Origin of the sequence: Legionella clemsonensis, assembly GCF_002240035.1 — a bacterium.
Classification (GTDB): domain Bacteria; phylum Pseudomonadota; class Gammaproteobacteria; order Legionellales; family Legionellaceae; genus Tatlockia; species Tatlockia clemsonensis.
Window position 1 is genome coordinate 1,937,392 of record NZ_CP016397.1, and the last position, 25,169, is coordinate 1,962,560.

Consider the following 25,169-nt stretch of genomic DNA (forward strand, 5'->3'; position numbering starts at 1 on the left):
CCAAATCACGCCTCTTTATTAGAGCTTCTTTCCTATTGTAGAGGCTCGGTAAGAAAGTCTATTGATGTTGCATACCTCCCATGGCCGCTTTCAACTGGCTCTCTGAGTCAATGAGGAAATTGGCAGACGTAATAATTTGATCGCCCTCTTTAACCCCTTTGATTATCTCAAGCAAATCCCCTGCCCTAACCCCTAAGGTCACGTCCCGCCATTCAATTTTGCCATTGCCATGGTAAATAAACACCACTGCGCGCTCACCTGTGAGTAGAACAGCATTTTTAGGGACCACAAGACGTTCACCCAAAGGTACTTTGAGTTCCAGATTCACATACATGCCCGGTTTTAATTGCTCCTTCTGGTTGTCCACTTCAAAGCGAACCTTGGCTGTACGTGTTTTCATGTCAATCGTAGGGTAGATAAAATCAAGCTTGGCCTTAAATAATTCATTGGGCAAGTAGGTAAGGGTCAAATCAGCCATTTGACCAAGACGAATATAAGGAAGCTCATATTCGTAAATGTCCCCTAAAACCCACAAGCGTGATAAATCAGCAATGGTATAGAGTTCATCTCCTGGCTCAATGCGCATGCCCACCAGCGCCATTTTTTTAAGAACCGTACCTTGGATGGGGGAATGAATCGTCATCGTCCGAGTGATTTTGCCCGTACGTCTTAATTGCTCAATGTCTTTTTCGGAAATCCCCCACAGCAACAACCTTTGGTGGGCTGCTTGAAAAGCAGACTGCGCACCACGAGCCGCACTCGATGTCGTATTTTTGCTTAATATTTTTTGGGCATTAAGGGCGAGCAAATATTCTTGCTGGGTGGCGACCAATTCAGGACTGTAAACGGTAAAAAGAGCTTGGTCTGCTTTGACTTTTTCTCCGGTAAAATTAATGAATAAGTTCTCAATCCACCCATCAAAGCGTACATGAATATGGGCAACACGCCGCTCATCGGCTTCAACACGCCCCACGGTACGGATTATTTTTTCAACCACTTGGCGACGCACCGGCTCTGACGTAATGCCAATGGCTTGTAAACGAGCCGGATCAATCACAATCTCATTTCCTTGAGTGGACTGTTTCATGTCCATCTTGCCATGATTATCCATGGCCTGTTGCGCCTGAGTTACCTGCAACAACGAAAGTAAACTCAAAATAACCGCACTCTTGATTATTAACTTAAAATTCATAAGAACGTCCCTGTGCTTTCTTCGATTTGCGCGATCGCTTTTTCATGTTCAGCAAGTTCACCGTGCCATTCCAATTCATTTTCTTGCAGCGTCAATAAATTATTCAGCATCGTTAAGAAATCCACTTTACCCACGCCGTAGGTGGCTTGCGATGAAGTAAATGTTAAAGTGGCTTGTGGAATGATGGTATGTTGAATCAGATGAATGAGTTTTGCCGAGCGCTCTGCCAACAAATAGGCATTTTTCACTTGAAAGGAAAGCATACGATAGGTGGTCTGCAAATCCTCAATATCCGCATTATACCGCGCAAGTGATTCGCGCACGGCATGATTTTGCTTTTGCATGAAATAAAGTGGAACCGTTGCTTTTAACAACACTTGATAGCCTTTGGTGTGCATTCCCGTATCATGAAGTCGTCCCCCTTCGATTTCCACATCCGGGAAATACTCCATTTTACTTAAGCGGATGGCTTGTCGTCCTTTTTGAACAGCACGTTGCTGCATGATTAATTGCGGTGCTCGGCTCTTAACGAGCGTGTAAAAATACTCTAAATTATGCCCCATTGGCGTTACAGGAAGCACTGCTGGTGTATGGATTGTAATTTCTAAGGAACGATTTAAAAGGCGATTGATATCCGCCTGCAGGGATCCCCGTTGTTGCTTTAAGATGACTAAACGCATCAGTAGACGAGAAATCTCAGTTTGGGCACGATAAATATCTTGTTGGGGTGTTTTCCCTACACTGTAATTGGCTTCGGAACTCTTTTCCATTTCATGAAGAAGTTCCTGGTTTCTTTGTACGATCTCGATGGATTTATTGACAAAATAAAGATCGTAATAGAGCCGTTTTAATTCAGCAATGACGGCGAAACTAGTGGCTTGGTATTCTGCTTCCGCTCTTTTGGCCTCGAGCGTTGCTATCCTTCCTCGCACAATGAGTTTGCCAGGAAAAGGAATTTCTTGTTGGCCACCCAACATTTGCTCGCGTCTTGGATCCACATCCATAGGGATATTCTCAGACATGTTGATGTACCCTGCATTAAGCTTCGGATCGGGTAACGCTTTTGCCTGTGGAATCACATGGATTGCTGCCAGTAGTCGGTCGCGTGCCGCACGAATTTGAGGGTTGTTTTGAGTGGCCTCATTGATTAGCTGCGATAAAGCAGGCGGTGTCTTGGCATAAGATACTGGCCCTGCAAAACAACAGAAACCTAAGAGAATAGTCCAAATCATTTTTTTAGCACTAAAATGCTTCATTGGGTGCCTTCCTTAGCCGTTTCTGAGCTTCTATCACTAACAAAGGCACCATGCCTAATAGAATCCAAACCAGGCATTGGGTGAATGAGACCGGTTGTATCCCAAATAATTCGCGCAATACCGGGATATGATGAATCAAGACCTGCAGGGAAAAACTGATGCTCACAATAAAAAAGAGTCTTAAATTGGAAAACAATCCTACTTGCCAAATATTTTTGGTGTCGCTTCGCGCTCCAAAGGCCCATAAAAGCTCGGCGGTTACTAAAACAGAAAAGGCCGCATCTTGGGCTTGAATTAAATCCTTATCGATTAAATATTCATAAGCAAACACACTAAGGATTACTAAAGCCTTTAAACAACCCACAAAGGTTACTCGTTTGAAAAACGCCATATCCATCATGGATTTTTGCGTGGCTCTGGGTGGACGATTCAAAATCCCTGGCTCTGACATATCGGTAGCTAAGCCAATGGCCGGCAAACCATCGGTTACTAAGTTAATCCATAATAATTGGATAGGAAGCAACGGCAATGGCCAGCCGATTAAAAGTGCTACAAACACAACCAGTAACTCCCCACTATTGCCTGCTAATAAATAGGCAAGCGTTTTGGCAATGTTATCGTAAATCGTGCGACCTTCTTCAATACCTGCCACAATCGAGGTGAAGTTATTGTCCATGACGATGATGTCAGAGGCTTCCTTAGTTACAGCAGTCCCTGTTTTCCCCATGGCAATGCCCACCGAAGCTTCTCTTAAAGCAGGCGCATCATTCACCCCATCGCCTGTCATCGCCACCACCATTTGTTGTTTTTTCCAGGCCCGTACGATTTTTAATTTATGCTCCGCAGTCACACGAGCATAGACAGCAATGTCTTTGACGCAATGGTTAAATTCTTCCTCCGACATGTTTTCAAGTTCATTGCCAGTGAGCAATCGGTCACCTGCCTCCAAAATGCCAAGCTCTTTGGCAATGGCTCTTGCCGTATCAGGATGGTCTCCTGTAATCATCACTGGTTTAATACCAGCCTTTTTACAGCGACTGATGGATTCCTTGCTACTCGCATGAGGTGGGTCCTGAAGACCAATAAGACCTAAAAACACCAGGTTATGTTCAATCTCTTCCTCTTCTTCTAAAGTTGTAGGCTCTAATTGGCGCTTCGCAAAAGCTAACAGTCGCAATGCTTCGCTGGCCATGAGTTCACAGGATTGTTTCATGCGCGCCTTATCATTCGGCGTTACTTTTTTAATGCCTGTTTTGGTTAAAATATGGGTGCAGCGCTCCAAGATAATTTCTGGTGCCCCCTTCACAAAAGCGATGTGTTCATGGTCTTGTCGACACACGACCGTCATGCGTTTGCGTTCGGAGCTAAAGGGTAACTCTTTGATGCGAGGATAAGAGGCTTGCAGTTCCCCTTGCCAAACGCCTCCTTTGGCTGCTGCAACCAAAAGGGCCACTTCAGTTGGGTCTCCCACAGTAGCTACCTGTCCATCTTGGCTCTCAAAACTCGCGTTATTGCAAGCCACCATCGCATGCAAAGTAGCTTGCAACAACGGGTCTTCTGACACATTAATTTCTTGACCTTGAAGAGTAAATCCTCCCGAGAGGTTATAGCCTTCTCCATGAATACTATAAACATCACTTGCTGTCACAAGCTGACGTGCGGTCATTTCACCCACGGTTAATGTTCCTGTTTTATCCGTGCAAATGACTTGTAAACAGCCGAGTGTTTCAACCGCCGATAATCGCCTTACCAGTACGGCACGCCGTACCATACGTTGCACGCCGAGTGCTAAAGCCACCGTTACTACGGCAGGCAAGCCTTCAGGAATTGCAGCCACTGCAAGACTGACTGAACTCATGAATAAGCTGAATAGAGAGATATTACGTAAAAGACCTAAGCCAAAAATGGCAATGATAATGAAAAAGCAAAGCCACAATAGACGAGAACCCACTTGATTGAGTTTTTTCTGCAAAGGCGTTTCATCACGAGACGCTTCACCCAGCATTTTGGCAATGTGCCCCATTTCCGTTTGCATACCAGTCGCCACGACAAGCGCGCGACCGGTGCCATCGGCTATAGAGGTGCCCATAAACACCATGTTTTTACGATCGGCTAGAGGCGTCTCGGCAGTGCAAACATCCAGATTTTTAGCAACGGGTATCGACTCACCCGTGAGTGGCGCCTCATTAACCTTAAGCGCTGATAATTCAAAAAGGCGAGCATCGGCAGCGATTAAATCACCGCTTTCAAAAAGAAGAATATCACCTGGTACGATATCAGAAGCGGCTATCACCTTCGCATGGCCATCGCGAAGCACTGTTGCTTTGGGAGCAGCCATTTGCTGAAGCGCAAGCATTGCCCTATCAGCGCGATATTCCAAAAAAAATCCGATGATGGCATTTAAAATGACAATGGCCAAAATGGCAATGGCATCGGCTTTTTCATCCAACAAAAAAGACACAACAACAGCACCTAAAAGTACCCAAATCACCACACTTGCAAATTGCTGCAAAAAAATGACGAAAGGGGATGTTTTTTTCTGTTGACTCAGCAGGTTAGGTCCTACTTCTTTTAGCCGCTGTTCTGCTACTTTTTCAGATAGTCCTAAAGATAAGTCGGTTTGAAACAACAACACCATATCTGCAGGTGCTTTTTCGTGCCATTGTTCTGCCATGACAGCCATCCTTTGCATTCGCCCGTCCACTATGATGTGGTGCGCATCATTTTATCTCAATTTTTAGTGCCCGAATAGATTAATAGTTCTTAGACTTTATAGGATGAGCGCTCATATGAATCTTTAGGATTGAGTAATAAAGATTTTAGTGTTAGCGACCACCACCGCCACCATGGCCAACATGACCTTGAGCGACATGCTCTTCGAGACTTTTAGTGTACTTACTACTCGTGCCACTGCTCATGCACGCAGTAAGGACTAAACAACACGCCAAAACCATCCAATGACTTTGTTTCATGATAATTTCTATCCTTGATTTTAAAGGAAATAATTACAATATAGACTCTTTGGTATGGATAAGTCAAAACAAAGTGTTCTATGCTTTGACGAACAATTAGCTAGGAATAACCTTTGAGAAGCTCAATTAAAATGTCTTGATGTGTCCTCAAAAAAACCTAAAAAAATTTACGTGCAAAAGAAAACTTTGTCCCTTTGTTTTGAATTAATTGAATGATAGTTGAATTGTTTTTAGCTCACTTTTTTCGTATCCTAAACCGATTCAAAATTTGAGTTAGTTTTTTGAAATATTAAACTAATTAATTGACACGTATCACATCCATTTCGTCATCCCAACAAAGAACCATCGCTGACGATCCTAACCAACATTTAGGGTACCTCTACTTATATTTAATGCCTGTCTTAAAAAGACAATCATGATATCATTCTATTTACTGATTAAAATAAATAGCATACAAAATATAACTATAAGAAACTATTTTAAAACCTATTGGTTTTCTTGGAGACGAAAATATTGTGAAGAAATTTGCCATCACCCTAATGAGCTTGATATTCATTAACTCATATTATCCTACTGCTTTCTCCGAAAAACCTAATCAACGCATGATGAACAATCAATCGACACATTCTTTGAAATCAAAAAATACCTTGCAATTATCTATTCAAGAGATAATGGATAAAAAGGACAAGAAACTGGTATTAATCAAATTAATTGACACCAAAAGCAATAAACCAATCACCTTAAACGATCTTATTGAAGCACATACACAAAAGATTCATTTGTTGATTATCGATGATACACTTCTTGACTACAGTCATGTCCATCCAGTCGAAACAACGATACCAGGCATCTATCAATTTGAATGGCAGCCTACGCTTAAGAGTGCCTCCTATCGAGCATGGGCTGATCTTATACCGACTAATACAAAAACCCAAGAATATGTAGTTGCTGATTTACCTTACCCAAAGACAAAAAAGAAATTGGAAAATCCTATTCATCGACAACCATTATTTGAAAGTAGTGTTGATGGCTACCATTTTAAATTGTCTTTTGATAAAACACCATTGCACGTCGGTCAAGCAGTCATGGGCAAAATTGACATCACCGATGCAAAGGAAAACCCAGTTCATACCCTAGAACCCATTATGGGTGCTTATGCCCACATCGTTGGTTTTAATGAGGACTTTAAAACAGTAACTCATGTTCATCCAATGGGCAAGGAACCTACAAATAATACGGAACGAGGAGGACCTGAATTGCTATTTCATATAAAACCTAACAAAGTAGGATTTATTAAAATGTTCGCCCAAGTGCAAATCGATGGGAAAACACTGTTTGTTCCGTTTGGAGTCACAGTAAATTCATAAAGATCTTTGATGGATTGTGAATTCACAGGGGTTAGGCCTAGCATAATGATTTATCCTGTTTGCCATTCGTCTGTATGAACGCTACGGTTTGATTGAGACACCACAACGAGCCCCGAATGGCTATCGCCAATATCTAGAAGACGTCGTTGATTGCCTTCAACTTTGCCAAACTCAGATTGCATTAAAAGCGATCTTAATATTCAAATATAACATGATCCATCCACTCTCCATGTGGGTCATTAGAAATACCAAGCAACCAAGAAGCAGCAACAACCAACTCTTTGGACAGAACTAAAGCCTCTTCAGGTCCTGGGCTTCTCGTACCCTGCTCCCAATTCCCAATCCTGGCAGCGCCAAATCCTGTTCTCTCTGCCAATATCTTAATCGTCAACCCATTTGCTTTTCTAGCCTGCGTAATCCTACTACCTATAATTTTTTTCATGTTCATTTAGGTTCATTTGATATCAAACGGAAATAGCCCATTGACACTAAAAAGTGCTTATTTACAATGGGTTATCAACAACACGTTTCGTGTTATTGATTGATACTAAATGAAATTATTTGATATTGCAAACACTGAATTTGGAACAGTGTTTTTAGATGGATGAATAAGAAAATGGGATTTTTGTTTGTTACTACTAACGAATTATCCGCACTGATGGGATTGCCTTATATCCAGCAATCGACCTACTTGCTGGGGATTCGACCTTATATGGATAGGGAAACCTTTCTGGTTGGGGTTAAACGAAAAATCAGTTATCAGCAACTCGCTGAGGCTTTATATATTGAGCCTCATCAAGGCTTTCAACAATCCGGTAGTCCTAGTCGTCAACAATTGCGAAGAATCATCTATGCGCTGGAGAGAGCTGGTTTAATCAAGATTGAGTCCATAGGCATGAACCTGATTGTAAAATGCCTTTTAGCTGATACGGATATTTCTGTCCAAAATAAACCCGACACAAACCCGACACAGCAACCCGACACAAACCCGAACATCAAAAAGAATTACAAATCATCAAGTTACGATGATTTTTCTAAAAAATCCAACACAGTTGAAAACACAAAACCCGACACACCTCATAACTCAGAAAATTTGTGTGTGTATGTGCGCGCCCAATTTCAAAAATTTTGGGAACTTTATCCACAGAAGCAAGATGAGACCAGGGCATTCCAGGAGTTTTATAAACTCAAGCCCGATGAAACGCTGTTTAGACAGATGATGGATGCTCTGCAAGAACAAATTGAAAACCGTTTAGACATGGAGCTCTGTGGCGAGTGGGTTCCTAAATGGAAGTTTCCAGCCAATTGGCTAGCCCAACAATGCTGGAATGATGAACTTTTACCCATAAGAAAACAGGAGCAAGGCCATGCAAACATTCAAACAAGTTATAGAAAAAAATCAGCCGCAGATATTCTCGCTGAATCCTGCAAAGAATCCAGCTTCAGCATCAACTTTGAAGATAAACCCCAAACAGGAAACAACGTCCTCCACTTCAATTCAACAAGAAGCGTATGACAAACGGGTTGATACTTTGTTCTTAAGATTTAATGCCATTTATGGTGCCTTATGGCTTTCTGCCTATAACAATGAAAAAGCCCTTGAAGCTGCCAAGCTGGAATGGGCTGACAGCATCAAAGAATTTGATAGCCAGGTCTTAACCTTTGCGGTGGAAAAAATAAAAAGAACGCAACAACGCCCTCCCGTTATTCCTGTCTTTGTAGAACTTTGCATCAGCATTCAAAAAAGTATTAAGGCAAGAGAAGAAGCTCTGCGGGCTAAACCCGAAAACCATAAAAGAACCGACCCACAAATCGTTAAATCCCACATCAAAGAGATGATGGAAAAGCTAACCAGTCCCTCAGTTAAGGAGAAAAAATCATGCTGATCCTAGACCGCAAAATTGGTGAAGAAATCTATATCAATAAAGGCAAAATCAAAATCACTGTTCTTTATGAAAAAAATGGCCTGATAGGAATTGGTGTCAGAGCACCCAGCGAAATCGATATCGATCGCAAAGAAGTCTTTATCCGCAAATACATTCAAAAATTAGACCAAGAAAACAAGTCAAATCAAGGATAGGGATAGTTATGTTGAGAACAACCATTATTGGCCTTTTAGCCCTAAGCAGCCTGCAAATACAAGCTGCTAATATCACCCAGGTTGGACGTTATGCTACCGTGAATAATCAACCCCTGGCAGCACAGATAAATCCGCTTAAAACAGTCCAGCAGATTCATTTCCCAAGCTCAGTTCAAACGATAGGTGAAGCGGTTGAGTATTGGCTTCGTTATTCAGGTTACCATCTTGCTCCCCAGGATAAGCAAAACGAAAGCCTTAAACAAATCTTCCAACAACCCCTACCCCAAGTCACCAGAAACCTTGGTCCTTTAACTATAGCCGACGGGCTCACGGTATTGGTTGGGAAAACCCTGTTTAGCCTCAAGCAGGATGACCTCTTAAGAGAAATCAATTTCAGTCTTAATGCAAGGAGAGCACAATGAAGAAATTTCTGGATGCCAAATGGCTTGGCCTGGTTGTTTTAAATGTTCTGGTGATTGTGTTTGTGTGTGTAAAACACCAATCTTCATCCATCAATAATAACAATCTGAATGGTCTGGAACAAAAACTTATAACTATTCAATCGCAATTAAATAAACCTAACCAACAACCCGATCTTTCCCCTATTACTGACAATATCAAACAGCTTGGGGATTTCATCCAACAAATGCAAAACAAAGACGACCATCAATTAGGTGATCTTTTTTCAACCGAACAAGCTGCTATTAAAAACCAGCTCGATGGCATTAAAGAATTGCTGAAGCATTTAGATAGCCAAAAGCAGCCTATTAAAATGCTGCCAGCAAGCGAACTTCCTTTTAGAGTTTTAAGCATAGACAGCGTACAGGAAATTTCAGTCGCATCGGTTGCTTACGATTATAAAACCCAAGCCCTAGAGAAAGGGGATTCCCTAGCCGGATGGAAAATCCTAGATATCAATTTTGCCAAGCAAACTATCGAATTTGAGAACGCAGATAAAGCCCATGTTCTGATGCATTTGACTCAACAAGAGGTGGGCAATGAATAAATTGTCTACCATCACTCTATGCCTGTTATTAGGCCAGCAAGCCATCGCAGGTTTGTATATCCCTGGCATTGCCACCTCACCCATGCAACAAGCCGACAATGCCCTAGCAAAAGCAGGTCTTACTGAGTTTCATGATGAAGTGATCGAAGAAAAGGATTTCCTACTGAATGATGTTCAAAAGCAAGAAGCTAAAATCTGGGGATTGAATGAAAAAGAAGAAAAACGCTATCTGCAATTAATGCAAAGCAGAAGCGGTGTGTATTATAAAGACTTGCGCATGACACCGATTGATATTCTTGGACTTAACGCCAGAGATGATGCGGAACGTGAACATTTTGCAAGCCTTGCTGCTCGCCAGGAAGCACAAAAAGTGGCGCAAAATATCGCTTGGAACAATGCTTTTTATAAGGCCTATAACGAACTATTTAAAGACGTACCCGTGGTTGGCGATTTTGATCCCTCCCCTTACTCACCCTATGCTCATCAACCTATTCAATTAAAAGAGGGTGAAACACTCTATTTATTTATAATAACCTGACGATGCGGTTACCACCATTGTACTGCAACTGATTGACGCGATTAACCGCACTCCCAATACAAAACTTAACCTGCTGTTTCTGGATATGAACAATAACGCCATACAACTGTGGGCGAATCGACATCAAATCCCCATTCAATTAGTGACCAATCAGCAAATCACGCTAACCCCTGGCAACCAACAATTTGAAGGCTTAGCACTTGCCAAGAAACAAACCCCATTACTGTTAATAGCCAATGGTAAAACCTCGCAAGTTGTCGATTTAGGAAGATTTTAATGATTAGGATTCTACTTTTACTGTCGGTCGCGTTGAATGTTCATAGCATGAACGTCATTCCTTTAACCCTGTCACAAAGTGATACGTCATTAAAATTAAATTTGTCCAGCCCAATAGGCGTACCAGCCAAAAGCAAAGCTACCGCAGGCAAAGTCAGCCGCAAAACATTGGATACCACTTTATTAAACATGCCTTTGTTTGTCATAGGTGCAGATAAAGCATCGATTCAATGGTTGGAACAGCATCAAGAAGAATTAAAATTCATGCAAGCCACAGGATTCATTACCAACGTCAATGACTTTGAAACCATTGTCGCTTTGCAAGAAAAATTCAAACTACCGTTACTGCCCGTTAATGTTGATCCCTTGCTTGCATACCTTCACGAACAACATTACCCCTTAATCATTGCTGAGGGGGCTTTATGGCAGTAAAACAATATTCAAGACAAATGACCATGCAGTTAACCATAGTACTATTTTTAGGTTGGTTGGCGATTATTATCTGGGCGTTAAGTCAATGGCTGTTGCATGGCTACTCCTTTGCTTTTGAAAAAGTGAATATCCTTGTAAACACACAAAGAGAGGCCATCACCCCTGTTTATCAAGGCTCATTGCTGGTAGTACTTCCTTTAAATGCCAAACCAGATTGGGTATTTACCATTCCTTATTTCAACAAATTGGCCATCAATGATCTTGCCAAGGATTTAATCGAAAAATCACAGCAATTCGTGCAGATCCTTTTATTAAGCAGCCAGTGCCTTTTAATAAAACTCATTATCCTATTCGCTGCCATGCCCTTATTTGCTTTGACCATGATTGCAGGTCTGGTTGACGGTCTAAATCAAAGAGCGATACGCACTGCTTGTTTAGGTCGTGAATCCTCTTACGTGTTCCACAGGCTTAATCACTATTTGAAAAAAGGACTGGTGATTTTACTCATACTGTGGCTTGCCCTGCCCGTTAGCATCACCCCTGCTTATGTCTTTGTGCCTGTCAGTTTGTTGATGGGATTAATGGTAGCCATGACGGCCAGCCGCTTTAAGAAATACTTATAGGGAGAAACCATGAAACGAATACTATGCCTCACCTTAATGATAATAAGCCTGCAATGCTCTGCGAATAACCCTGATTTGAATGAAACGCTGGTACGTATCATTAATCAGATTAACGCCATCATGCCTTTGCTTGATGAAGCGCAAACACAGATAACACCAAATGCCCGTATCCAATTGCAAATCGAAGGATTTGAAGATCTCCAAGGCCAGCATCACTCCGGATTGAGAGAAGACTTGCTAAACATTCGAAACGGCCTGATTGACTACATCAACCAGCCCATCATTGCCCCTCGAAAAATTAAACCATTAGAAATGGATTTTGTGAGGAAACCCTAATGAGTAAAGACGAAATAGCGAGAATGTTTGCTTCAACATTCAAACAAGCCAGCAACAACATCTCAGCCCAAGTCTTTTCCAGCAGTATCCGTTTTATTGCCATAAGCCTGGTGATTTTAGCGGTGATGTGGTGCGTCAACCACATGATGGGAACCGAGGAAAAACAGCAACAAGGATACTTGCTGAATTTCGGCTCTCGAATGGTCAGGCTTGTCATTGGCCTGATGATTTTCATTTTAGTGTTATTCGTTAAGGAGACAACATGAAAACAACGCTTCGCACGCTCTACCTGGGAGCTGTCAATCTTTTTTACGCCCCTGTGTTATTGGCAGATAACTGGTTCCCTAAAATTTCTGATGCGGACAACATTGGTGACGGTTCCAAAAGCATGATGTCGGTAACAGGCAATTACGTCAAACAGGGTCTTGGCTTATTGCTGTTCATTACCGCAGTCGTGACCTTTATCAAGTTCATTACCACGGTGCAACACGGTATTGAAGAATCCAAAAAGAACGAAGGTTCCATGGTGGCCTTCGGTACTTTTGCCGTAATGGGAATCACCTATTTAGCCATTAGCATCGCTTCTGGTTATGTGGGTTATACCATGATTACCAAGTTCAAAATATAGGAGGTGAAATTATGAGTCAGCCTTCTTCGCGCCATCTATCACATGACTTCCCAGCCTGGAAAGGCTTAAGTCTGCGTGAATTATTTTGGATTGTCATCACTACAACACCAGTAACCACCTTGTTTTTTATCCTTTTAGGAACAATGGCAGGGTATCCACTGGCCGCTGGCTGCATCGGTTTTGTGATTGGATTCATCCTCTCCATTACCGTGTGGCCAAAAGGAGTCGCCCGTATCAAAGCAGGCAAACCTTATGGTTATGTGATGAAGAAAACCATTCTATGGATGGTGCGATTAAGGCTCAAACACTCGCCCTGGATTCATTATCAAGGACAGTGGCAAAAGAATAAATCTGTTGGAGAGCCTCATGTTTGAATATTGGAAAAAAATCGACAACCTACAACACCATAACCGTTTATTACTGGCTTTTATCGGCCTGTTATCAGTCATCGTTTTGGCCTTAATCATTAACCTCATGACCATGCCCAAACGCTATGAGTTTTGGCTAAGCCCTAATATGGCAGCCAATGGCGGCTTAATGAAAGCAAACGATATCCCTAATGAATATGTACAAGGATTTGTGTCCTCATTAATGCCAACGCTATATACCTGGTCTAATAAAGGCAAAGAAGAATTTAACCAAAACATCAAAGCCTTTCACTATTATTTTACCACTCGTCATGAACAATTACTTAGAGACACGCTGGGTGCTTATAAAAACGCGCAGCTCTTTGACCGTAGCCAAGTAGCCAGTCTTTATCGTTTCATGGAACCCCAAGATATTAGAAAAATTGCTCCTGATACTTGGGAGGTGAAATTAATCCTGCGCATTACTCAAAGACTGAAAGACAACAGCGGCATGGTGATTGCTGACAAAGTAGTAGCCTATCACCTGCGTGTAGTCAAACTCAATTTGTCTCGTTTACACAACCCTTTCCAACTCGCTCTCGATGGCTATACCCGTCCTGAAGAACGTTTACAAGATTTATTGGTCGACACGGAGGAATCCCATGAAACGCATTAAACACATTTTATTAATGCTTGGCTTTATGCTCACGCAAGTGAGCTACGCCCTGCAAAGCGAACATCTGGTTTGGGAAAAAGTCCCTTTAACGATTGAATTACCTATCAATAAAGAAAGGCTGGTTCAATTTCCCCAGGCCATTAAAATCATTGATCAACAGCTCAGTACCAACCTCGATATTCTAAAAGTTAAAGGCAGTTTGTATTTAAAGGCCAAAGACACTTTCAACGATGCACGTTTGATTGTCCAGCTCTTACCCGAAGGTGAAGTGATCATACTGAACCTTAAAGCCAATGAGAAAGCCGTCAATACCACGCCTATTGAAATCCTGATTGATGATCCCAAAACCACTCATCAGTCAGGTGCAAGCCAATACGAATATAACGCCATCCAGCTTACCCGATTTGCTATTCAAGCCTTGTATTCGCCTGAACGCGTCAGAAATATTCCAGAGGGTATTTATCGCTCGCCCATGCAAACCAACAAAACCATTCCCTTATTTTATGGTGCAAGCATTGAAGCGCACCCTCTGGCTTCATGGCGTGGCGGTAGTCTCTATGTCACTGCGGTCGATTTGAAAAACCTGTTGAATCAACCCGTGAAACTGCAATTTTCAAAACTCATGGGACATTGGCAAACCGCAAGTTTCTATCCCAAAGGGGAATTGCCTCCACGAAATCAACATGAAAGCACCACCGTCTTTTTGGTTTCAGATCAACCCTTTGCCACAGCACTTACTCAACATGCGAGGTACAGCCGATGAACAAAAATAAAGGCATTAAAATCTTAGCTGGATCGGTGGTGTTCGCAGTCGTCATGATTCTTATCAATAGCCGTCATACTACGTCTGCTCATGATGATACGCCTAATCCCAACAATTTTCATGAAGCCATTACCAGCCAATTCAACGACAACATCCGTGATGTGTCCGCAAGACTTCTGGAAACAGAAAAGAAACTGGAACAAATGCATAAGGAGAATAAATCGCTGCAAAAGCAATTAAAGCAACCGCTACAAGAAGCGAGCCATACGCTACAAGATGAATTGCAAACGCTGAAAGAAAAGCTCTCAGCCCTTACTGATCATCAAACTCAATCATACCCCATGGAGGGCAATCAAGCTCCTGTATCTTGCCAAATCAAAGATCTGGATGGATTACTGGATAAAGCTCCTATTGAGGGTAAAGTCTTTGCAGAACAAGACACCTCAACCAAAGAAGAAGCCCCAACCAAAACGCCCTTCTATACCATTCCAGCAGGCAGTGATTTCAGTAAAGTCACGCTGTTATCTGCCTTGATGGGTGAAGTACCTGTTGAAGGCAAACTGATGCAGCCCTTGTTTCCCTTTACCGCAATGGTCAGCCGTGGAGACTTAATGACAGCCAATGGGATGCAATTGCCGGAAGAAATTATCGGTATGAAAATCAGTGGTTACTCCATTGGCGTAGGTTCTTTTCTCGATAACATCAGCTGCGTTCGCGCGTATGTCACTGCCGCTTTATTTGTCTTTGAGGATGGGCATTTTGTCAGTATCGGCCAAGAGCAAATGAAAAGCTCTGCGGAGATGGTGAACAATGACAGCATTGGTTATCTGACTACTCAATTCGGCAATCCTTGCATCAAAGGACAGTACATCACTAATGCCCCCAGAGTTTTAGCCGCTTTCATGGCTGCTGGCGGTATTCAGGGGGCTGGCAATGCTTTATCCAAATGGCAAATGAGTTATCAAGCCGAAGGTGGTTCTGCGATTGCCACGCCTACGGGTGATTTAGCACATTTTGCAGCTGGCGGTGCTATTAACGAGGGCAGCCAAAAAATTACTGATTGGCTTGAGAAAAGAATACAAGGCAGCTTCGATATGGTTTTTGTTCCTGCCAGCATCCGCAGTCACTCAGGTTTTATACCAAACCAATTCAGTCTTCATTTCAGTCAAACAATAGCAATTGATAAAGAACACCAAGGGAGGGTATTAGATTATGGTTACCATCAACAAAAGAACTTTGACAATGCTTTGCGCTAGTCTGGCTTTGAGCGCTTGTTCAACCGCCAATATATCGCAAAGCGCCATTCCTGAGCAGGGATTAACAGTCAGTCAGCTTTATCAACAAAGCATGCAACAGCCTATACAAAAGGCTGTTGTTCAACAGGTACGGTTTGAGGATTCAGGCGAAGAATTTAAGCAGCTGCCGAATTCCGAAGTGCCTATCCATATTTTTGCTCATGTGGCTCAGCTTGGCGATGAACAAATCATCAAACCAGCCTATACCACACGCTTTTTTCTTTATAAGCAAAATCAATATGCCCTGGCATCAGAGTTGTATTAAGGAGGTGTGATGAAACGATTATCTAACTGGTTGCTTGGGGAAATGAATCCCCAGGCTATCAAAGAACAAATGATTAAAAAGCAATATGCCAATCCGTTGCCCTCTTTTGCTGACAGACTGGCTATTGTTGATTTCAACGAACAAGAACAGGTGTTTTTATTTGCCGATGGAAAAAGTTTGGGATCAGGGTTTGAGCTAGGAGATATCCAAGCCGAAGCTGCCTCCCCCGAATACTTGCAAGCCGTCTTTAATAAAATCCGCGATACCTTTGCAACGGTGGTTCCCCTCCATGCAATAGACCCTTGGGTTATGCAAATGTTTGTTCAAGACGAATATTGCCTTGATCCAGTTATCGACCATATTAAAGCCCAAATTCCACAACAGTTTATTGACAGCCCATTAACGCAAGATTACTTACAACGCCTGCACGATCTCTACAATAAAATGACCAGGCCAGAAGGTTTATTTCTCGATCCTAAAACAGATGCGCCCTATCGAGGACGAAGACGACGAATCAGAGTGTTATTTTATAGGCAACTACATCAAACCACTTTAACCAGAGAACAAATTCTTCTCGAACATCAAGAAGTCATCAGCCAGATTGAAACCAAACTACGCTCACCAGGTTTAGAAATCAAACGCCTTAAAGGTCAGGATTATTATCAGTGGTGGATACGCTGGTTTAATCCGAAATCAGCCGATGAGATCTTGGAACAATATCCCTACCCTAATCCCATGCCCGCAGGTTTTAATCTGACGCAAAATATATTCTTTTCCCCGCCTGAGAGCGATGAGCAAGGATTTATTTTTGAAGGCCGAAAACAAAGAATCCTGTATGTTGATGGCTTAAAAGAAGCACCCATTATTGGTTTAGTCTCCCGAGAAAGACAACAAGCCAATCCGAAACACCGCTATGCGCTTTTGGATACCTTGCCAGAAGGAAGTATCTACACCATTCAAGTCGTCTTTAGCCATGATGAAAATCTGGATTATCATCTCACACGATTAGAAAAGGGAATTGTGGGAACCAGCTTAAAACCACAGGAAGTAAGAGATGATATAAAAACTGCCCGAAATGAATTAAGCACTGGCAATCGTCTGTTCTGGGTTAATCAGGCTGTTTTTTATCAAGCAGAGGATGAACAACAAGCACAAGTCATAGAAAAAAACCTGCATACCATTTTCAACGACGCCAAGATGCCATTAATTCATTCCAGCTATGATATTCACCCTTTAAATTCCTGGCTCAATGCGTTGCCGTTTAATTTCGATCCTCACTATGCCCGTAAGTACTTATGTTTTGATCGTCTGATGTTTGCTACAGAACTTGCTGCCTTGCTTCCAGTCTATGGCCGAAACCAAGGTGCAAGGCATTTACCCTGCTTTCCCTTTTTCAACCGCTTAGGCGAACCCGTTTTCTTTGACTTACTACACCATGATTTTATTAGTCAAAATTCGCATTGCGCGATTTTCGCCAACTCTGGTGGTGGTAAGTCAGTTTTAACAGGTTGGATGATTCAATCACTACTCGCCATGAAAAACGCCCGTGTAGTACTTTTTGAAATGGGAAACTCGTTTGATCGGATGCTCGTTCATGCCAAAGCTCATGGTAAAAAAACCAAGCAGTTATTATTAAGCAATAAAAAAGAGGAAGCTGTTCCATTAAATCCATTTTGTGAAGCGTATAAAGCAATTCCAGAAATAACAGATAATTTAAGCGCAGAACAAGCTGCTTTAATAGCTCAAAAAATCATGGATCTTAAAGATCCTGCTCACTCAGAAGATTTAGCTTGTGGTGATGGTTCTCGTGCATATCTTGCAGAGCTTGCCTTGGCTTTGCGTACCATGATTACGGAAGCCAATGCCATGGAAGAAGAACAATTTACCCTGGCTGATGAAACGCTGCTAATCGAAGTATTAATTGATGCCATTCTAACTTCATTTAACGATGGCATACCACAAATGCTGACTGAGCATATTGTGAGTGCATTTCAACGGCGATTGGATAAAGAAACGGTATCTCGCAAGAAAGACCGAATTCTGGATATGCACGACCGATTAAACAGTTATGTCATTAACAGCGCAAAATCACGCTTCTTTAATGTGCCAACAGAACCTTTAGGTGATTTTGATATCTTTCATATTGATATTTCTGCCATTAAAGATGACACCGGAAAACTGGCTTTGGTTATGGTTTCTTTGTTGCCAAGAATACTGGCCATGGCAGAGGCTACTCAAAACGACAATAGGCCAACCTTTCTTTTTATTGATGAATCCCATCTGCAATTTCAAATTCCTTCTGTGGTAACGGTGTGCCTATTAGTGGCCAAAGTAGCCAGAAAGCTCGGGCTTTGGCTGGTTGCAATTACCCAAAACGTCACCGACATGAATTCTGAAAAGGCTGCAAAGATTTTATCGCTAATTGAAACCTGGATTTTGTTGGGGCTGGATGAAAAAGAAATCACTGATGTGAAACGCTTTAAATCCTTAACACCGCAACAGGAAACCTTAATCAGAGATATTGATTCGCAAAAAGGTTTGTATGCAGAAGCAGTTTTATTAGGCTCACGCTATCAGGGATTGTTTCGCGTCATTCCACCTCGCTACCTGCTTGCCTTATTAATGACTGAGAAATCAGAAAAAGCACAACGCCACCTCCTGGAGAAAGAACATGATGTCCTGGTCGCCGCTGAAATCATGGCTAAGAAACTCGAACAACCAAAGGCAACTACTCATAACAGGGCTTATTTTTATGACTAACACTGCCCTTGCTTTAGAAAGCACAAGCCCACCTCATCCTGTGAATACCTTCACAATCGCTACACGGGTTTTGCAAAAACTGTTTCAAAACAGTCATTACAAAGTCATTGGTTCTTGCACTTGGACGGTGGGACGTTTACCGCCAAGACTTGAAGTCACTCCTGCGGTTGAACAGTTTTTACCTGATTTAGTGATTACCGTCAGCAATAAACCAGAAGAAAATCCCTGGCTTGAAGCTCGAACGCTTTATGAAAATAAAGCAGCAAGAACGATGTACCAACAAGCCTATAAAGCTGCGACTGGTTCAGCGTTAGGATTTGGCAATGACAGCGGTCAAACCACAGATCTTCACATCAATGATGAGCGGACGCGCATTGTTGATGTGATCGGCAGCCCTGCTGCATTTTACCGTATCCCTTATCTATCACACAGGCCGGAAACTGGTTTTGGCGTTCCTTATTATCTGGCCGAAGCTGATGCAGTCATGGATAGAACAGAAGCAGCTGAATTGTTATATATGGGAACGCATCCTCATCTGTTAATTAATCATGAAATTGGCACATTAACACAACATTGGGGTTCTGAAATTCCCAGGTTGATGCGCGTAACACAACCTTATAACTACAGAGCTTCAGTTGTTGCAGCCATGCACGCCGTAGATATTGTCACCAATAAAAATCCTTTGCATGTCACCAAGTCAACCAATAATTCCTGCGGTAAAAATTGTGTGGTGGCTAATGCCATTTACGACCCACAAAACAATAAAGTCATCTGGCAGGAAATCTATCCTTTAAATCGCAATATCCACCCAGGCGATGCACAGGATTTCGGCATTGAAGACGAAAAAGCCGGAAATGGCAATTACGTGTTTGTCCTTTGGCGCAAATATCGCGGCTGTATTCAGAACAAAGGCAAACTCGTGAACTTTCTCACTTTCCCAAAAGTTGGACAACCTCAAAAACGATAGGACATCAACATGAATAAATATCTATTATTAACCTTACTTATTCCGCACCTAACCCATGCCGGAAACTTTATGCCCAGCCAATCAGATTACTATTATGAATTAGGAGGAACCTCCAATTTATTTATACCACCTGTTAATAAAGATCAAACGCTGGTTATTGGTGCAGATATTGATGGCCGTATGGGATTCTCTTGTAGCGGTTTTAATCCTGTCGTATCCATTACCAATACCTTTCAGGATTTAAAAAAATCAGCGTTAAATATCCCTGGTGGTGTCATTGATAACTTAAAAGGTTCAGTCGCAGGATTCCCTCTTTATAAGCTGCAACAGTCCATGCCTGCTTTATACAATGTTCTACAAAACGCTGCATCCAGTGCACAAAACGAATTTACCCTCAAGGTTAAAGATTGTCAGGAAGTCAAACAAGCACTGGAACAAAACCAATCTCCAATGGAAGGCATATTATCAGTATCCGATAGTCAAGGATGGCTTGATGCTGCCAAACGAGCTAAAAAGGAAAACGTCGATGTGACCGAAACATCAAAAAGCATCGCTCAAAAGCGAGATGAATATGGTCTACCCTGGATAGGCAGCAATAAAGGCAATGCGGGCGGTAAGTTTCAACGCCCCATTAAGGTAATTAATGATGTAGTCATTGCGGGCTACAACATTCTTTTAGAGAGAAAACCTTTAGATTCTTTGGAAAAACCAAGCACCAAAATTCCTATGGTACAAAGCTGGCCAACACCTACCGATGCTGCTAATTGGGCAGTTAAGGTTCTTGGCGATATCCAGGTCAGCAGCAGTGAAAACAAACAAAGCCATGATGCTAAAGCAGGGATTGGTTTATCAGCTTTATTGCAAAGCTGCGCGAACGCCAATACCTGTAGCCAGAACATTGCCAAGGCCTTATGGAATTTAGTCAATGGTACTTGGACGCTTACTGAAGAAAATCTGAGTAAAGTCAGTGCCTCCAATTTACTGATTACTGATGAAGTCATTACTACTATTCAGCACCTGCCCCGTGAAGAACAAATGCTTACTATCTCAAAACTGGCAGAAGAAATCGCTGTTCAAAATATGCTGGATAAAGCCTTAATGATGCGCCGCATCTTACAAGCAGGATTACAAGTGCAAGAAGTACAGAATTTAAAACCTGCTATGAATATGGTCTTGTTTGCCCTGAAAAAACTAGACGATGACATTCATTCTTTGTCCTTTGAAAACGATGTCCGCAAAAAAATGATGACTGAGACTTTGGGAACCATCATGGACATTCGCCATCAAGCCCAAAGCCAAAATATGCCAGGCCAGGATCACGAACAGCCTGCTGTTAAAAACGGCGCAATCTACGTTAAAGAAAATAAAGGAGCTTAATCATGATTGTCTTTAATCCTTTATCTCTCTATACCACCTATCTAGGCTGGCAACAGTATGAGGTTCTATTCAACGCCCTGTGGCAAACAGGGCTGTTGTATCTTGGCTTTTTGGCCATTGGTTATCGCTTTCTTAAAAATGTGCTCAATCCAGCTGGCGCGTTCTATGCGGTTGAACATGCTTTAAATAATTTTCTTTATGAATTGGCAATAACTTTCCTGATATGCAGCTTATTTGTCTATCCTTGTGTACCGTTGGAAACCAAAGCCCTACAATTTAAACCCTTATGCGGACTGAAAAACCCAACGACTGCGGTCATTGGCGACAGCGGCACAACTTATGATGAAGCCTTTGCAGATCTACTGACTAACCAGGTCAAAATTCCTATAGGCTTTGCCATCATCCAGAATTTTATATCGAGCTTTACCTATAGCCTTATGAAGGTGACGGGTTGCACAGATAGTTTGCAATCCATTCAAGGAGATTTGGTATCAACCTATCTCCCCCAGAGCGTTCGCAAGCAGGCATTGGATTTTCATAGACAATGTTTTATTGAAGCCAGAACTCAATTCAATAGTGAAAAGCATGAAGCCAGTGAATTAGACCCTATGCTCAAACGCTATGGCGGTGAAGATGACTTAAACTGGATGGGTTCTAAAATCCTGCAAAAAATGTATTACAGCAAACTTCATGCTCGCCAACCCGTGCCAGGATTTACCTTTCATCAAGCCCCTAATCGTAATCTTGAAAAGGCAGCTAATCGTGGCGATATCCCACCCGAACGATTGCCAGAAGATGGTTATCCCAGCTGTCAGCAATGGTGGAACAAAATCAAAACTGACCTGGTTGAAGTCTCTAATCAGGCCAGTGTTTTTAATAAACACTTAAATTACTACGCCATGCTTGATAGGGTTCGCCAATATAAAGTGAAACACCCAAAAGCCTGGAAAGCAGACATCAGCGCAGAAGATTTTATTGCGAAAATGCTCTTGCAAGAAAGCAAAGACATGCAGACTAGTTCTGTGCAAAACCTCATGGATAATAACAATGGAAAGGTCGCATCTGCCATTACCCATAGCCTGGTCAATGTCGGACAATGGACAAAATCATGGACATCCACCCCATTAAAAAGAGAAGCAATCATGCAAACATTGCCCGTCATGCAGGCGTTTTTCATATTCTTTTTAATCATTCTCACTCCAATGGTTTTGTCTTTAAGCTGCTACAGCACCAGAGCATTAGGCAGTTTATGCGCCTTATTTATCATGGCTATTTTTCTTCAGTACCTCTGGCATTTAGTAGGATTTCTAGAACGCTCTGTGCTTGATCCATTAGGTGAAAACGATGCGATTTCTGCCATGAAGAATATGGCTGTGATGTTTTACTTTGTTGCACCTGTTTTATTGTTGAGATTATCAAGTCATTTTGGCGGTGACGCTGGGGCGGGTCTTATGGATTTGGTCAATGGTGCAGATAGGCAAAGCGAAAGCATGGCGCAATCCGGTATGCAGGTAGCCAAGACAGGAGTAAAAATTATTTCAAAAGGAATTCAATGAATATGTTAAAGCACATCTTTACGTTCAAAGGCTTCATTGTATTCACGAATAGTGATCAAGCCATTATCAAGCTTATCTTGAGCCTCATAAACAGACATGTAGCATTTGGCAGGTTTATCCTCTGCCACTCCGACAATGGCATCAAGAACAACTGCCAACAACCGAAATACCTTTCTCATTTGGAGCTATCCCTATGATTAAACATTATATCCGTTCATCCATTATAGTATTAATTCAAACCGTTTTACCAATCATTGCCTTATTAGCAATTGCGCCCTGGTTCATTAATAGCAATCTACTGACTCGCTGGCAAAGCACCTTCACTACCATTCAACCATTATTTCTTGGTCTGCATGGAGTACTCTATTTATCCCTTGTCTTATTATGGCCAAGGCTAATTTTACGCCTACAGAATCAACACCAAATAACCACAGAGCAGCTGAACACCGCTTTAAAAACTCGGTGGTATCTGCTGGGTATTTTTGTATTTATTGATATTTTGATGATTGGAGGCAAACTATGAGCAATTACCCCATTAATAACCTATTAAGAGAACCAACAGAAGCCTGGTCAGCCATTACCTGTTTGTCTCTAGCCTTGCTGGCATATACTCAACCGCATTTGTTTTTACTAACACAAACTATGGGATTATACGCTGCGCTCGCATTGTTAATCCCTGGAATTTATAGAGCCTGGCAAGCAATTAAAGTAAAACGCTATCACCGAAGATTATTAGCCATGCCCACTTATGCCCTATCCACCACAGAAATACCTTTATCCAAAAACTGGTTGTTCTTGGGCAAAGGCTTTCGCTGGCGACCAAGCCACACTCAAAAGCTGCATCAAATTAAACAGGTCAAAAATGAAAAGTTCATGCAACGAAGCTCTTGCTACCAACTTGCCAGAAGATTCTGCCAAAATCATGAACATACAAAGCTAGCCAAATGGTTAAATACAAATTCTAAACTAAACCCTTTTCGACCTGATCCACCTGTTGGCGGTAGTCCATTCTTGCATGGTGTAGGCGAAGAAGATAAACCTGTATACATCCCTCAAGATGTACGTGTCGGTCATACCTTCGTAGTCGGTACAACCAGAGTAGGAAAAACACGGTTGGCCAGTATTCTAATTAACCAAGACATCCGAAATGGGGATGCGGTTATCGTTGTAGATCCAAAAGGCGATCAAGACCTGGTTAGAGACATGATGGCAGCCTGTAAAGTATCAGGCCGAACAGAAGACTTCAAAATCGTACACTTAGGCTTTCCAGAACAATCTGCACAATACAACCCCTTAAAAAATTTCGACCAAATCAGTGAGGTTGCAACACGTATCACCGATGCAATCTCCGCAGAGGGAGAAGGAAAACAGTTCGCAGCCTTCGCCTGGAAATACGTCAATATCGTTGCTATATGCTTAGAGGAAATGAATCAACCCATTACCTACCAAACAATAGCCTTCTATATCAGCCGATTAGAACAACTATTAATGTCCTATGCTGATAACATTCTGCCTAACCACTATTCTAATTATCATCAAGAAATAGATGACATCATCGAAGAGCATGATAGTAAAATAGGCAAAAATAATAAGACTAAATCCCCAATGGAACGCCACCAGGCAGTCGTGCAATATGTCAAAGACCACATCAACAAAACCATCAAAAACAACAATGCAGAAGCCCTACACGACCAAATCTTAATAGACCTATACGATGCAGCCATTATGGACAAACACTATTACGACAAAATCACAGCTAGTGTTGGACCTGTACTTTCTGAAATCAATAAAAGTAATGCCTCAAAAATTCTGTCGTCAAAAGCTCAACCAGGTGATATTGAGCTGATGGATATAATTAAAAATAAGAAAGTACTTTATATCGGCTTAGATAGCCTAACCAATCCCAATATTGCCCAAGCAGTAGGAAAAGCCTTTTTGTCTGATCTGGTGTCTACAGCTGGTAAAATCTATAAAGAACCCAACGCACGATACACTTTAAATCTGCATTGCGATGAATTGTCAGAGATTATCCAGGATTCTTTTGTGAAGATTCTTAATAAAGCAGGAGGTGCTGGATTTCAGGTCACTGCTTATGCTCAAACCATTCAAGATATGGAAGTTGCCCTTGGTTCTAAAGCTAAAGCTGAAGTATCCGAGGGAAATTTTAATACCTTGATTATGCTGCGTGTTAAAAATGAAGAAACAGCCAATTTACTGGTTAAGGTTCTGCCCCAAGTTGGTGTTGTTGGGCATACGCAAGTTTCTATGGTCAATGATACACCGCATGGAGATGATGGAGTTTATTTTAATACGACAAACGAGGATCGGGTTCAAACTTCTTCTGTGCCGATGATTGGAGTAGAAGATATAATCGGCCTGCCTAAGGGGCAGGCATTTATTTTGGTAAATGGGGGAGAAATTTATAAAATCCGAATCCCCCTGCCTCAACGCTAATTA

At 41.9% G+C, this 25,169-nt stretch carries 29 protein-coding genes and 1 pseudogene; 23 read left to right on the forward strand and 7 right to left on the reverse strand.

The genetic code is table 11. From position 1 onward, the window contains the following. Nucleotides 1-58: 58 nt before the first annotated feature. The 4 genes from clem_RS08360 to clem_RS14985 form a co-directional block, all read right to left on the reverse strand. Complete coding sequence (locus clem_RS08360) at nucleotides 59-1,192, reverse strand: efflux RND transporter periplasmic adaptor subunit (protein WP_014843648.1); 1,134 nt, start codon at nucleotides 1,190-1,192, stop codon at nucleotides 59-61. Further along, on the reverse strand, nucleotides 1,189-2,448 hold the full coding sequence (locus clem_RS08365) for a TolC family protein (RefSeq protein WP_027219595.1): 1,260 nt from the start codon (nucleotides 2,446-2,448) through the stop codon (nucleotides 1,189-1,191). The genes clem_RS08360 and clem_RS08365 overlap by 4 nt, the downstream gene beginning before the upstream one ends. Further along, nucleotides 2,435-5,122, reverse strand: a complete 2,688-nt coding sequence (locus tag clem_RS08370) for a cation-translocating P-type ATPase (RefSeq protein ID WP_027219596.1) — start codon at nucleotides 5,120-5,122, stop codon at nucleotides 2,435-2,437. The genes clem_RS08365 and clem_RS08370 overlap by 14 nt, the downstream gene beginning before the upstream one ends. Before the next feature lie 151 nt (nucleotides 5,123-5,273). Then, a complete protein-coding gene (locus tag clem_RS14985; RefSeq protein WP_016356828.1) occupies nucleotides 5,274-5,420 on the reverse strand; it encodes a hypothetical protein in 147 nt (48 codons plus the stop codon). Between the two features lie 515 nt (nucleotides 5,421-5,935). Between clem_RS14985 and clem_RS08375 the strand changes: the two genes are divergently transcribed. Next, nucleotides 5,936-6,787: a hypothetical protein gene (locus tag clem_RS08375; RefSeq protein ID WP_014843645.1), complete on the forward strand. Its 852-nt coding sequence runs from the start codon at nucleotides 5,936-5,938 to the stop codon at nucleotides 6,785-6,787. A gap of 50 nt (nucleotides 6,788-6,837) precedes the next feature. Here the strand turns inward: clem_RS08375 and clem_RS15310 are convergent, their stop codons facing one another. Beyond that, complete coding sequence (locus clem_RS15310) at nucleotides 6,838-6,969, reverse strand: hypothetical protein (protein WP_256388347.1); 132 nt, start codon at nucleotides 6,967-6,969, stop codon at nucleotides 6,838-6,840. Nucleotides 6,970-6,980: 11 nt separating this feature from the next. After that, nucleotides 6,981-7,235, reverse strand: coding sequence for a helix-turn-helix domain-containing protein (locus tag clem_RS08380; protein ID WP_011215153.1), 255 nt, complete (start codon nucleotides 7,233-7,235; stop codon nucleotides 6,981-6,983). Between the two features lie 168 nt (nucleotides 7,236-7,403). Between clem_RS08380 and clem_RS08385 the strand changes: the two genes are divergently transcribed. The 20 genes and pseudogenes from clem_RS08385 (at nucleotide 7,404) to clem_RS08480 (ending at nucleotide 22,712) form a co-directional block, all read left to right on the forward strand. Beyond that, nucleotides 7,404-8,303, forward strand: coding sequence for a hypothetical protein (locus tag clem_RS08385; RefSeq protein WP_014843644.1), 900 nt, complete (start codon nucleotides 7,404-7,406; stop codon nucleotides 8,301-8,303). Nucleotides 8,304-8,319: 16 nt separating this feature from the next. Beyond that, nucleotides 8,320-8,673, forward strand: coding sequence for a hypothetical protein (locus clem_RS08390; RefSeq protein WP_010946739.1), 354 nt, complete (start codon nucleotides 8,320-8,322; stop codon nucleotides 8,671-8,673). Next, entirely contained in the window at nucleotides 8,667-8,867 is a 201-nt protein-coding gene (locus clem_RS08395) for a carbon storage regulator (protein ID WP_010946738.1), read from the forward strand. The genes clem_RS08390 and clem_RS08395 overlap by 7 nt, the downstream gene beginning before the upstream one ends. 8 nt (nucleotides 8,868-8,875) lie before the next feature. Then, nucleotides 8,876-9,289 carry a PFGI-1 class ICE element type IV pilus protein PilL2 gene (gene pilL2, locus clem_RS08400; RefSeq protein WP_010946737.1) on the forward strand — a complete coding sequence of 138 codons (414 nt, stop codon included), beginning with the start codon at nucleotides 8,876-8,878 and terminating at the stop codon, nucleotides 9,287-9,289. Continuing rightward, nucleotides 9,286-9,873 carry a hypothetical protein gene (locus clem_RS08405; RefSeq protein ID WP_010946736.1) on the forward strand — a complete coding sequence of 196 codons (588 nt, stop codon included), beginning with the start codon at nucleotides 9,286-9,288 and terminating at the stop codon, nucleotides 9,871-9,873. Before pilL2 ends, clem_RS08405 begins: the two co-directional genes overlap by 4 nt. Continuing rightward, nucleotides 9,866-10,688, forward strand: a pseudogene (locus clem_RS08410) (TIGR03759 family integrating conjugative element protein). The gene clem_RS08405 and the pseudogene clem_RS08410 overlap by 8 nt, the downstream one beginning before the upstream one ends. Next, entirely contained in the window at nucleotides 10,688-11,119 is a 432-nt protein-coding gene (locus tag clem_RS08415) for an integrating conjugative element protein (protein ID WP_014843642.1), read from the forward strand. Before clem_RS08410 ends, clem_RS08415 begins: the two are co-directional and overlap by 1 nt. Continuing rightward, the gene (locus clem_RS08420) at nucleotides 11,110-11,742 is read left to right on the forward strand and encodes a DUF4400 domain-containing protein (RefSeq protein ID WP_027219597.1); all 633 of its coding nucleotides are present in this window, start codon (nucleotides 11,110-11,112) and stop codon (nucleotides 11,740-11,742) included. Before clem_RS08415 ends, clem_RS08420 begins: the two co-directional genes overlap by 10 nt. A gap of 9 nt (nucleotides 11,743-11,751) precedes the next feature. Beyond that, nucleotides 11,752-12,078: an RAQPRD family integrative conjugative element protein gene (locus clem_RS08425; protein WP_016356826.1), complete on the forward strand. Its 327-nt coding sequence runs from the start codon at nucleotides 11,752-11,754 to the stop codon at nucleotides 12,076-12,078. Next, the gene (locus tag clem_RS08430; RefSeq protein WP_011215143.1) at nucleotides 12,078-12,344 is read left to right on the forward strand and encodes a hypothetical protein; all 267 of its coding nucleotides are present in this window, start codon (nucleotides 12,078-12,080) and stop codon (nucleotides 12,342-12,344) included. The genes clem_RS08425 and clem_RS08430 overlap by 1 nt, the downstream gene beginning before the upstream one ends. Then, nucleotides 12,341-12,706, forward strand: coding sequence for a hypothetical protein (locus clem_RS08435; RefSeq protein ID WP_011213425.1), 366 nt, complete (start codon nucleotides 12,341-12,343; stop codon nucleotides 12,704-12,706). The genes clem_RS08430 and clem_RS08435 overlap by 4 nt, the downstream gene beginning before the upstream one ends. A gap of 11 nt (nucleotides 12,707-12,717) precedes the next feature. Then, complete coding sequence (locus clem_RS08440; protein WP_016356825.1) at nucleotides 12,718-13,080, forward strand: TIGR03750 family conjugal transfer protein; 363 nt, start codon at nucleotides 12,718-12,720, stop codon at nucleotides 13,078-13,080. Continuing rightward, nucleotides 13,073-13,729, forward strand: coding sequence for a TIGR03746 family integrating conjugative element protein (locus clem_RS08445; RefSeq protein WP_027219598.1), 657 nt, complete (start codon nucleotides 13,073-13,075; stop codon nucleotides 13,727-13,729). The genes clem_RS08440 and clem_RS08445 overlap by 8 nt, the downstream gene beginning before the upstream one ends. After that, the gene (locus clem_RS08450) at nucleotides 13,716-14,492 is read left to right on the forward strand and encodes a TIGR03749 family integrating conjugative element protein (RefSeq protein ID WP_027219599.1); all 777 of its coding nucleotides are present in this window, start codon (nucleotides 13,716-13,718) and stop codon (nucleotides 14,490-14,492) included. Before clem_RS08445 ends, clem_RS08450 begins: the two co-directional genes overlap by 14 nt. Continuing rightward, a complete protein-coding gene (locus tag clem_RS08455; protein ID WP_027219600.1) occupies nucleotides 14,489-15,748 on the forward strand; it encodes a TIGR03752 family integrating conjugative element protein in 1,260 nt (419 codons plus the stop codon). The genes clem_RS08450 and clem_RS08455 overlap by 4 nt, the downstream gene beginning before the upstream one ends. After that, a complete protein-coding gene (locus tag clem_RS08460; protein ID WP_027219601.1) occupies nucleotides 15,705-16,052 on the forward strand; it encodes a TIGR03751 family conjugal transfer lipoprotein in 348 nt (115 codons plus the stop codon). The genes clem_RS08455 and clem_RS08460 overlap by 44 nt, the downstream gene beginning before the upstream one ends. A 9-nt stretch (nucleotides 16,053-16,061) precedes the next feature. Further along, nucleotides 16,062-18,812 (forward strand): conjugative transfer ATPase, encoded by a 2,751-nt coding sequence (locus clem_RS08465; protein WP_027219602.1) that lies wholly within the window; start codon nucleotides 16,062-16,064, stop codon nucleotides 18,810-18,812. Continuing rightward, complete coding sequence (locus clem_RS08470) at nucleotides 18,805-19,779, forward strand: TIGR03756 family integrating conjugative element protein (RefSeq protein WP_011946083.1); 975 nt, start codon at nucleotides 18,805-18,807, stop codon at nucleotides 19,777-19,779. Before clem_RS08465 ends, clem_RS08470 begins: the two co-directional genes overlap by 8 nt. 9 nt (nucleotides 19,780-19,788) lie before the next feature. Further along, nucleotides 19,789-21,156, forward strand: coding sequence for an integrating conjugative element protein (locus clem_RS08475; protein ID WP_027219603.1), 1,368 nt, complete (start codon nucleotides 19,789-19,791; stop codon nucleotides 21,154-21,156). A 2-nt stretch (nucleotides 21,157-21,158) separates the two neighbouring features. Then, a complete protein-coding gene (locus tag clem_RS08480; protein ID WP_027219604.1) occupies nucleotides 21,159-22,712 on the forward strand; it encodes a conjugal transfer protein TraG N-terminal domain-containing protein in 1,554 nt (517 codons plus the stop codon). A gap of 5 nt (nucleotides 22,713-22,717) precedes the next feature. Here the strand turns inward: clem_RS08480 and clem_RS08485 are convergent, their stop codons facing one another. Beyond that, nucleotides 22,718-22,891 carry a hypothetical protein gene (locus clem_RS08485; RefSeq protein ID WP_010946719.1) on the reverse strand — a complete coding sequence of 58 codons (174 nt, stop codon included), beginning with the start codon at nucleotides 22,889-22,891 and terminating at the stop codon, nucleotides 22,718-22,720. A 14-nt stretch (nucleotides 22,892-22,905) separates the two neighbouring features. On the opposite strand from clem_RS08485, the gene clem_RS08490 reads away from it, so the two are divergent. Then, nucleotides 22,906-23,235 carry a hypothetical protein gene (locus clem_RS08490; RefSeq protein WP_027219605.1) on the forward strand — a complete coding sequence of 110 codons (330 nt, stop codon included), beginning with the start codon at nucleotides 22,906-22,908 and terminating at the stop codon, nucleotides 23,233-23,235. Further along, entirely contained in the window at nucleotides 23,232-25,166 is a 1,935-nt protein-coding gene (gene traD, locus clem_RS08495; RefSeq protein ID WP_027265450.1) for a type IV conjugative transfer system coupling protein TraD, read from the forward strand. The genes clem_RS08490 and traD overlap by 4 nt, the downstream gene beginning before the upstream one ends. Nucleotides 25,167-25,169: the final 3 nt, after the last annotated feature.

What these genes read in the sequence shown, in the direction of transcription:
- clem_RS08360 (WP_014843648.1), bottom strand. Translation starts at nt 1,192, where the DNA reads ATGAATTTTAAGTTAATAATCAAGAGTGCGGTTATTTTGAGTTTACTT.
- clem_RS08365 (WP_027219595.1), bottom strand. Translation starts at nt 2,448, where the DNA reads ATGAAGCATTTTAGTGCTAAAAAAATGATTTGGACTATTCTCTTAGGT.
- clem_RS08370 (WP_027219596.1), bottom strand. Translation starts at nt 5,122, where the DNA reads ATGGCAGAACAATGGCACGAAAAAGCACCTGCAGATATGGTGTTGTTG.
- clem_RS14985 (WP_016356828.1), bottom strand. Translation starts at nt 5,420, where the DNA reads ATGAAACAAAGTCATTGGATGGTTTTGGCGTGTTGTTTAGTCCTTACT.
- clem_RS15310 (WP_256388347.1), bottom strand. Translation starts at nt 6,969, where the DNA reads ATGCAATCTGAGTTTGGCAAAGTTGAAGGCAATCAACGACGTCTTCTA.
- clem_RS08380 (WP_011215153.1), bottom strand. Translation starts at nt 7,235, where the DNA reads ATGAACATGAAAAAAATTATAGGTAGTAGGATTACGCAGGCTAGAAAA.
- clem_RS08385 (WP_014843644.1), top strand. Translation starts at nt 7,404, where the DNA reads ATGGGATTTTTGTTTGTTACTACTAACGAATTATCCGCACTGATGGGA.
- clem_RS08395 (WP_010946738.1), top strand. Translation starts at nt 8,667, where the DNA reads ATGCTGATCCTAGACCGCAAAATTGGTGAAGAAATCTATATCAATAAA.
- pilL2 (WP_010946737.1), top strand. Translation starts at nt 8,876, where the DNA reads ATGTTGAGAACAACCATTATTGGCCTTTTAGCCCTAAGCAGCCTGCAA.
- clem_RS08405 (WP_010946736.1), top strand. Translation starts at nt 9,286, where the DNA reads ATGAAGAAATTTCTGGATGCCAAATGGCTTGGCCTGGTTGTTTTAAAT.
- clem_RS08415 (WP_014843642.1), top strand. Translation starts at nt 10,688, where the DNA reads ATGATTAGGATTCTACTTTTACTGTCGGTCGCGTTGAATGTTCATAGC.
- clem_RS08420 (WP_027219597.1), top strand. Translation starts at nt 11,110, where the DNA reads ATGGCAGTAAAACAATATTCAAGACAAATGACCATGCAGTTAACCATA.
- clem_RS08425 (WP_016356826.1), top strand. Translation starts at nt 11,752, where the DNA reads ATGAAACGAATACTATGCCTCACCTTAATGATAATAAGCCTGCAATGC.
- clem_RS08430 (WP_011215143.1), top strand. Translation starts at nt 12,078, where the DNA reads ATGAGTAAAGACGAAATAGCGAGAATGTTTGCTTCAACATTCAAACAA.
- clem_RS08435 (WP_011213425.1), top strand. Translation starts at nt 12,341, where the DNA reads ATGAAAACAACGCTTCGCACGCTCTACCTGGGAGCTGTCAATCTTTTT.
- clem_RS08440 (WP_016356825.1), top strand. Translation starts at nt 12,718, where the DNA reads ATGAGTCAGCCTTCTTCGCGCCATCTATCACATGACTTCCCAGCCTGG.
- clem_RS08445 (WP_027219598.1), top strand. Translation starts at nt 13,073, where the DNA reads ATGTTTGAATATTGGAAAAAAATCGACAACCTACAACACCATAACCGT.
- clem_RS08450 (WP_027219599.1), top strand. Translation starts at nt 13,716, where the DNA reads ATGAAACGCATTAAACACATTTTATTAATGCTTGGCTTTATGCTCACG.
- clem_RS08455 (WP_027219600.1), top strand. Translation starts at nt 14,489, where the DNA reads ATGAACAAAAATAAAGGCATTAAAATCTTAGCTGGATCGGTGGTGTTC.
- clem_RS08460 (WP_027219601.1), top strand. Translation starts at nt 15,705, where the DNA reads ATGGTTACCATCAACAAAAGAACTTTGACAATGCTTTGCGCTAGTCTG.
- clem_RS08465 (WP_027219602.1), top strand. Translation starts at nt 16,062, where the DNA reads ATGAAACGATTATCTAACTGGTTGCTTGGGGAAATGAATCCCCAGGCT.
- clem_RS08470 (WP_011946083.1), top strand. Translation starts at nt 18,805, where the DNA reads ATGACTAACACTGCCCTTGCTTTAGAAAGCACAAGCCCACCTCATCCT.
- clem_RS08475 (WP_027219603.1), top strand. Translation starts at nt 19,789, where the DNA reads ATGAATAAATATCTATTATTAACCTTACTTATTCCGCACCTAACCCAT.
- clem_RS08480 (WP_027219604.1), top strand. Translation starts at nt 21,159, where the DNA reads ATGATTGTCTTTAATCCTTTATCTCTCTATACCACCTATCTAGGCTGG.
- clem_RS08485 (WP_010946719.1), bottom strand. Translation starts at nt 22,891, where the DNA reads ATGAGAAAGGTATTTCGGTTGTTGGCAGTTGTTCTTGATGCCATTGTC.
- clem_RS08490 (WP_027219605.1), top strand. Translation starts at nt 22,906, where the DNA reads ATGATTAAACATTATATCCGTTCATCCATTATAGTATTAATTCAAACC.
- traD (WP_027265450.1), top strand. Translation starts at nt 23,232, where the DNA reads ATGAGCAATTACCCCATTAATAACCTATTAAGAGAACCAACAGAAGCC.